This window comes from Pseudomonas sp. SDO5591_S426 (assembly GCF_054070755.1).
The window spans coordinates 1-1,361 of the sequence record NZ_JBSVXD010000403.1; the positions used below are offsets into that span (position 1 = coordinate 1).

The 1,361-nt window shown below is 54.3% G+C and carries 1 protein-coding gene; it reads right to left on the reverse strand.

Annotated features, from left to right (window positions below):
- Positions 1 to 261: 261 nt before the first annotated feature.
- Positions 262 to 1,287, reverse strand: a complete 1,026-nt coding sequence (locus tag ACW9JC_RS30300; RefSeq protein ID WP_457459664.1) for an IS110 family RNA-guided transposase — start codon at positions 1,285 to 1,287, stop codon at positions 262 to 264.
- Between the last annotated feature and the right edge of the window lie 74 nt (positions 1,288 to 1,361).

Sequence of the window (1,361 nt, forward strand, 5' to 3'; positions counted from 1 at the left end):
AAAATCTATGGTCACCCCCATTTTTGCAATACTGATTAACGGGTGGTGTGGTTGGCTTGCTTAAATCTATCCGGCGTCTGTTTGGGGCAGGCCCCAGCGCCACGATGAGAGTCGCGCCTGACGATCCTAAAAAGCCCATCGGCTTCTAAAGCCGATTTTTATGTCAGGATCTTCGCCAGGCCGGTAGGCCGTTCACGTCATCCGTTGTTCAGCTATCGCAAAACCTGAAGGGTGAATCGTGGTACTGCAACAACTGCAGGGTCAGGCGTTCAAGGCGTCTGGCCCTGCTTCATATTGCGTATGGTGAGTCGCGATCGCCCAAGCGATACGTGCCAGTTTGTTAGCCAGGGCACAGGCCACGACATTCGAATGTCGTCGACTGAGCAAGGCTCGAACCCAGTCAGCCAGTGCCCCTTTCTGATGCTCCAGCCTCTGCATATAGACCCTGGAACATTGCACCAATAGTTGTCGCAGGTGCTTGTCACCCCGCTTGCTGATCCCGAGCAAATTCGCCTTACCACCCGTGCTGTACTGCCTGGGTACCAGGCCCACTGAGGCGGCAAAATCGCGACTGCACCGGTACTGCTTAGCATCACCCATTTCCACAGCCAGCAGGCTGGCGGTGATCGGGCCGACACATGGCATGCTCAGCAAGCGACTACCAAGATCATCGTCGGCCAGTTGGCTCGCCAGCTCTTTATCCAGCACCTTGATTTGCTCATCCAGGTAGACGAAGTGATCGTGCAGGCGTTGTAACAACACCGTCAAACGAACGGGCAACTCGTGCTCGGCCAAGACATTTGTCAAACGTTTCATAATGGTCAGGCCTCTGGGCAGGCTGACGCCAAATTCCAGTAGGAAACCGTGCATCTGATTAGCCGTTTTTGTGCGGTCATGCACCAACGATTCGCGCATCCGATGCAGAACAGACAGGGTTTGCTGGGACTCGGTTTTAGGCGTCACAAAGCGCATAGATGGACGGGAAGCCGCTTCACAGATCGCTTCAGCGTCGACGAAATCATTTTTGTTGCCTTTGACGAAAGGCTTAACGAACTGCGGGGAAATCAGCTTGGCCGTGTGTCCCATTGCCGCTAGCTGACGAGCGACAAAATGCGCCCCCGCACAGGCTTCCATCACCACGACACAACTCGGCATGTTGCCGAAAAGTTGCATCATCTGAGCCCGAGAGAGCTTCTTGCGAAACACCTCGCGGCCTGATTTATCCTGGCTGTGAAGGTGGAAATTATGTTTGCCGAGATCGATACCGATCAATGCTGACTGGATCATGATGATGGCCTCCGAAAACAAAACACCCTGCGAAAGCGTAGCCCTCGCAGGGTGTGGGGGTGACCATCTCATTA